A 6,193-nucleotide genomic window follows, 5' to 3' on the forward strand; every position below is an offset into this window, starting at 1 on the left:
TAGGGTTTATTTCGTATGCGAATTTTTAAATAATCTACACCGATCCCTTATAAAAAGTAAAAAAACTCCCCTGGAAAATTCCTAATGAAGTCTTAGCTTGATAGCGATGGGGTAACGCCAGCATTTTGGAAAAAACCCACGCTAAGAGTATGCAAGATTTTATACAGTTTTTCGGCTAATCCAGTAACAAACGGGAACCCTGAAACCCACGCCAGGATAGGGATGTATAAAAAATGAATAGAGTCATAGAAAAAGAAAAATGCGGATTCTTTGTGAAAGTAGAGATCATCCTTTTTCCTTGCTACCGATAATGAGACGTTATGTTAACCGATCATGAATATCCTATTCATCCAAATTTGTATAAAAACGTCCTTGCTAATGGTACAATTAGGATAACGGAGGAATATTGTGGATTATATTAAATTTTATGGAATACTATTTCTATTTCTTATATTCGGCACTGGAATATTCTTAATTATCAAGGCTAATTCACCAAAAATCAGGGAAAAAAATTTGTCATTCGTAATGATCGGTTTAGGGATAAATATACTCGCAATTCCAATGGCTTTTTTTGTAGGTGCAATGACAACAGACTCTCCAGACAGTACTGAACTTGATTTTTGGGGAGGATTTTTCTGTGTTCAGGGAATACCGCTTCTCGTACTACTTCTAGATTTGGTTAAGTGGTTTATTCGTCGGAACAAAAAATAAATCCACATGTAGAATTTTAAAATGACTTCCGCTAACGATCATTATGTAAATGAGCTGCCCATATGGACAGCTCATTGTATTTTTTGCTTAGCGTGGTTTTTTTCAAAAATGCTGGCGATACCCCACATCCATCAAGTTAATATTGTGAAGTACCCCAAAAACGAAAATTTTCAATTTCTACGGTTAATGAATTTAAAAGTATCAACTGTTTTTTTCGTTTTGAGGAGAAATACATTTCTTCACTTGTTAATCCTTTGTTCAATAATAAAAAATTGAATCTATAAAGTGATAACTTTCAATTTAATTGAAACTTAGCAATCATGAACAGGGAGCAAAGGGCGATACATAATAGGTGATGAAAGTACTACAGATGTGTTTAATTGTCCGAAAGGAATAAGTCGATCTACGAGGGCGGTTACATCTTTCATTGAGGCAACTGCCACCTTCATAAAATAACTATTTGTTCCAGTCACTCTATGACACTCTAGAATATCCATTTCCTCTTTAATAATCTCCTCAAATCGATGGCATTCTATTTTTAAGTTTCCTATTTGAATGATTACAAGTGTGTCTTTTCCAATTGCCTCATGAGAAATACGTGCTGTAAAACCTTGAATGACCCCATTTTCTTGCAATCGCCGCAATCGCTCATTTACACTAGGGCGACTAAGATTCAATTTTTTCGATAACTGAATAATTGTTATTCGGCCATCCTCCTGAAGGAGTTCTACTATTTTTCGGTCAATGTTATCCAAAGTTATCCTCTCCTCTTCCTAATTGTAAATAATTATATTGTTATTTATTCAAAATATAAAGTTTAAACAGTCTAAAATATTCAATAGTTTATATAAAATAAGGAAATAACTTTCTATAATGGAATTATACATAAATAGTAAGGGGAGGATTATTTTGTCACAAACATTGAAGCAAACCATTTCAGTTCCACAAGGCATCGCCTTATATGTGGGAGCTGTTTTAGGATCAGGAATTTTGATATTGCCCGGTATGACAGCGGGTATTGCAGGTTCAAATGCATTAGTTTCATGGATAATAATGATACTTCTTAGCATTCCATTAGCTTGTACATTTGCTTTTCTTTCAATCGATTTCCCTAGTTCAGGAGGAATATTGACTTTTGCAAACAAAGCTTTTGGGCATTATGTAGGTGCTCTCTCTGGATGGTTTTTTTTCATTGCAGGAAGTGTAGGGCAAATCATTGTCTCATTAACAGGTGGGACTTACATAGCTTTTGCATTCAACTTGCCACATTTTGCTGCTTATGTCATTGCAAGTGTATTGCTCATCATTGCAGTTATCGGAAACTATGTGGGATTACAAACAAGTGGGAAAGTTCAATTAGGTTTGGCCGGGCTTACATTTTTTATTTTATTGAGTACATCAGTGTTAGCTTTTCCAGTTATTCACCTTGAGAGCATAACACTCCATATTACAAAAAGTAGCCTCATTCCAATTGGTCAATCTACAATGCTCATTTTTTGGTCATTTTTTGGATGGGAAGCGATCTCCAGCTTAGCGCCAGAATTTAAAAATTCAAGAAAACAAAACATCATGCGATCTACATGGGGAGCTATTGTTATAATCGGTGTTTTGTACTTTGGCATTATTTTGGCTGTAATTGGTACGGAATCCTATTCAACAGGAGAACAAACTGTTAATCAGGCTATGAATAATGCAGCGCTAGCCCAAGTTGTGGGAAAAGTTGCAGGGGTAAATGGTGCCTGGGTAACAGCAATTCTCGCTTTTATTATATGTTTAGGAACAAACAACGCGTTTGTTGCGAGTATGAGTCGGTTAGGTTATTCCTTATCTCATGAACACTTAGCACCGTCATGGTTGGATCACATTAATAAAAAATATTCAACTCCTAGTCGTGCGGTTTTATTAGTAGGATCGATTGCAGCACTGGGTTTATTGTTAAGTTTTATTTTTGGCATTGGATTAGAACAGTTAGTATTTATTCCTAACTCATTAGCAATCGCCACTTATGTTGTTGGCACAGCAGCTGGAGTGAAGTTGATTACAAATGTCTTGGGTAAGGTGTTAGCTGTAATAGCTTGTATACTTTGTCTGGCGGCTTATCCTTTCATCGGTTCTTTTATCGCGATTCCAATCATTGTAGCTGTGTTATGTATTGTATATATCATTTGGAGAGAAAAAAGGGAGAAATATCGTGAAGAAGAAGCGTAGTTCCTTTCTTTTCATTTTTAAGAACGTTTGAACTCAGCTACACGAAAGTTCAGTTTATTTCCATCCTTAAGTTGATGTGCATGAGTAGAAGAACAAGAAAGAAATTATGAGACATTTTATGTTTATTGGAATATTTGATAAAATTATTATTACGGTAATAATTGAGAAAAATTTAGGGGGATATATTCGATGAATTCATTAGCATTATATGAATCATTTCGAAGTGATACGATTCATTCGGATTTAAAGTGGTATTGTCAACCAGAGAATTGGAACATAAAAAAGGAAAATTCTGGTCTTATTATTGAACCTAATGAGAGGACTGATTATTGGCAAAAAACTCATTATGGATTTGCTGTTGATAATGGGCATTTTCTTTATACAGAAATGAATGAGGATGTCATTATTACGACTAGAGTACGATCATATCCTGTGCATCAATATGATCAAGCGGGACTAATGGTTCGCTTTTCTAAAGATTGTTGGATCAAAACATCTATTGAATACGAACCAAATGGCTCATGTAAACTTGGAGCGGTTGTTACAAATCATGGATACTCAGATTGGTCTACTCAAAATTATACTCGGGGGCCATTAGATTTATATTTTCGTATTCGTAGGGAATCTGGAGATTATATCGTCGAATTTTTGGAAGCTGAAGATGATAAAACGCTTTCTCTAAGTGAACTAATGGAACGAGAGTGGAATCAACTACGAATTGCTAGATTAATGGAAGATACAGAGGGACAAGTATTTCAATGTGGGGTATATGCTTGTAGTCCACAAGGAAAAGGTTTTGTGGCTGAGTTTGACTTTTTATCTATCGAAAAAGGAGTTCTGGTACAAAAAATATGAAAGAACAAGAATAAGGTATACTTGTAATGAAATGATACCTTATGTTATAAGTCAAAACACTGGATACATAAAAACTTCGTGTTATTTGAATATGAAATGAATATAAACATGCATAAAGACAACCGGTTATTCGAATGTTTGTTCAATCGTTGTACTGAAAAAGCAGAAGTAAATTATTTCATTAAACGACGTAGAATGCATATTAAATGTACAATGGGCTAATACATGGGAAATCTAAGCTACATGTATTAGCCATATGTACGAATACAGGTCTAGAGGTTAGTTATATCAGTTTGCTAGGTTTTCGAATCCATACAAATAACATTTCGCTTATCACACCTATTCCAATGCCTATTGCATAAGCCAATAAGTCACTCCATAAAAAGCCATAACCTAATATTAATCCACCTAAAGTGGTTTCTCGAATATGATCAATCCAACTAGCATGGTACAGTTGGCTAAATTCAATGATATAGCAAAATGATATAGCTAGTAACGCAACGGTTTTTGTATGAGCACTTTTAAAAATAAAACCAAAACCAACAAAAATCATTAACGCCCACAGTGCATCTCCTAAGTATGTATTCAAAATATGTGGTAACACATGAGCTATTTTTCTTGATGTTAGCCCTAATATAATTACAATGATGGTCATCATTGCGTATAGTAATCGATTGCGTTTAAATGTCATATGCAAATTGCTCCTCAAAGTATTTTTTCAAAAATGAATAGGTGAATGATTTATATTTTTTGCTTATACACTAAAATGGTGTCACGTGTTGCAAATATGTTTTTTTTATGAATACAGATTGTAGTTTATATCATTCCTGTAATGAGAGGATTTTTATATATTATAAGATGAATAACAATAAAAGGAAATGTTCGATCATTGTTTCTATATAGTGGATTAGTGGTGTGGAACGTATAAAAGGAGTTGCTTCGTTATTTTTTTGTGGTTTGGATATACCTTCATTGAAAGAATTATGTTTAGTTGTTATGTTCGAAATAAAGTGATATTAGATAGTAGGGGGAGGGAGGTCAATAATTGAGGAACATTCAGTATAAACGTGTTTATATTTCAGAATAGCCTCTTCAAAATATTTAATTATGCTTTTTTCTTTAAAAATGATTTTCTCTTCTTCAAGTAAAGCTCGTCCGAAACGAAATAATCCTTCTTGTTCTTCATGCTGAATAGCTACTATTTTATTAGGAGACGGGAGAAAATCTGAACCTAGAGGAAAGGGGATATGAAATGAAAAGTAAACAGACTCTATTTCTACAGAAATGAAATAAAGAGAATAATAGTCTTTTATAGGATTATAATTACAATTTTTACATTTATAGATATCTTTTTGGTGAGAGTAGAAAAAATCCCATTTAGTTATATATTCGTATTCTCTTTCTAACATCCATAGTTCAAAATGGTGATCACAAAAGAACAAGTTAGATATTTTATCTGCATGCAGAGGTCTGTAAAAAGATACTGTAGTTAATGGAGAGGTAAATAGAAGTTTTAATGCTACATTTTTGTACGCGTAGAAAGTCTCCTTTTTTAACTTATATTCTTCGCTTTTCGACTTTGCATTTAATTGTTTTATTTGCATCTCTTTCGCATACCGATTTACCCACATTGTCCAATATGCAAGTTGAAGTGTAGCTCCTATTAATGCGTTATCTTTGTACCATTTTTTCAATAAAGATTTCCATTCTTTTTCATAAAATTCCCTGGTAATTGCTTTGTTTTGGTTACGTGTTTGTACAGCTTTTTTGGTAGCTTTTTTTCTGCTTTTTGCGATGTGTTCTTTATAATTTTCTCGCCATAAATTTATGCTTTCTTGTGTTAGTTTGTTTACTTGATATAAGTTGTACATTGGATAAACGTGAGTTTTCCCCCACTTATGAAAGGATTCATAATAAGAAACAGATAATTTGCCTTCGTTTGTCCATCTTTTCCTTTCTGCTTTTGTTATATTAAGAAATTCTTCTAATTTTGCAGGGGTTATCGAAAAAATATCAGGATACTTTCGGATTAAATTTTGTAAACGCATCTCATTCCCATTCATTTCAGTTTGTAACATAGTTATTAAGTCTTCTTTTTTTAGTTTCGTATGATTTTTATCTGTATTGCTTATTTCGTCTCTAAGTTGTACCATTGTCAATTTTTCTAAGATTTCTTTTTCAGTGTACATATATATGGACCTCCTTTTATACATTCATGTGAGATACTTTTTTTTCCTGTATATGCAAAATCCCTTTCGATGCTGATACATTTTTACATATATTTTACATAGCGGTTTGCATCCACTTAATAAAGTGAAACTTTAATCAGTGGGGGTTTTCTTCATCCCCCACTGATTATCAGCCCTCACCAATCGGGCTTTTACGGGCAGTTTATCTCCCGCCTAACTTCTTTGCTTCC

6 protein-coding genes are annotated in these 6,193 nt (G+C 33.5%); 3 read left to right on the plus strand and 3 right to left on the minus strand.

Annotation, left to right across the window (positions count from 1 at the left end; all coding sequences use genetic code 11):
- Positions 1-408 precede the first annotated feature (408 nt).
- On the plus strand, positions 409-711 hold the full coding sequence (locus MR076_RS25615) for a hypothetical protein (RefSeq protein WP_242225383.1): 303 nt from the start codon (positions 409-411) through the stop codon (positions 709-711).
- Positions 712-1,022: 311 nt separating this feature from the next.
- Here the strand turns inward: MR076_RS25615 and MR076_RS25620 are convergent, their stop codons facing one another.
- On the minus strand, positions 1,023-1,466 hold the full coding sequence (locus tag MR076_RS25620) for an Lrp/AsnC family transcriptional regulator (protein WP_035434719.1): 444 nt from the start codon (positions 1,464-1,466) through the stop codon (positions 1,023-1,025).
- Positions 1,467-1,620: 154 nt separating this feature from the next.
- Here MR076_RS25620 and MR076_RS25625 point away from each other — a divergent pair, with 154 nt between their 5' ends.
- Together MR076_RS25625 and MR076_RS25630 are read left to right on the plus strand one after the other, a co-directional pair.
- Complete coding sequence (locus tag MR076_RS25625; protein ID WP_242225384.1) at positions 1,621-2,919, plus strand: APC family permease; 1,299 nt, start codon at positions 1,621-1,623, stop codon at positions 2,917-2,919.
- A gap of 189 nt (positions 2,920-3,108) precedes the next feature.
- On the plus strand, positions 3,109-3,774 hold the full coding sequence (locus tag MR076_RS25630; RefSeq protein WP_242225385.1) for a DUF1349 domain-containing protein: 666 nt from the start codon (positions 3,109-3,111) through the stop codon (positions 3,772-3,774).
- Positions 3,775-4,057: 283 nt separating this feature from the next.
- Here MR076_RS25630 and MR076_RS25635 read toward each other — a convergent pair whose 3' ends face one another.
- Entirely contained in the window at positions 4,058-4,465 is a 408-nt protein-coding gene (locus MR076_RS25635) for a ribosomal maturation YjgA family protein (protein WP_242225386.1), read from the minus strand.
- A gap of 325 nt (positions 4,466-4,790) precedes the next feature.
- The gene (locus MR076_RS25640; RefSeq protein WP_242225387.1) at positions 4,791-5,963 is read right to left on the minus strand and encodes a hypothetical protein; all 1,173 of its coding nucleotides are present in this window, start codon (positions 5,961-5,963) and stop codon (positions 4,791-4,793) included.
- Positions 5,964-6,193 lie beyond the last annotated feature (230 nt).

Source organism: Bacillus cereus group sp. BfR-BA-01380, from assembly GCF_022663535.1.
Taxonomy (GTDB): Bacteria; Bacillota; Bacilli; order Bacillales; family Bacillaceae_G; genus Bacillus_A; species Bacillus_A cereus_BB.

What these genes read in the sequence shown, in the direction of transcription:
- MR076_RS25630 (WP_242225385.1), top strand. Translation starts at nt 3,109, where the DNA reads ATGAATTCATTAGCATTATATGAATCATTTCGAAGTGATACGATTCAT.
- MR076_RS25635 (WP_242225386.1), bottom strand. Translation starts at nt 4,465, where the DNA reads ATGACATTTAAACGCAATCGATTACTATACGCAATGATGACCATCATT.
- MR076_RS25640 (WP_242225387.1), bottom strand. Translation starts at nt 5,963, where the DNA reads ATGTACACTGAAAAAGAAATCTTAGAAAAATTGACAATGGTACAACTT.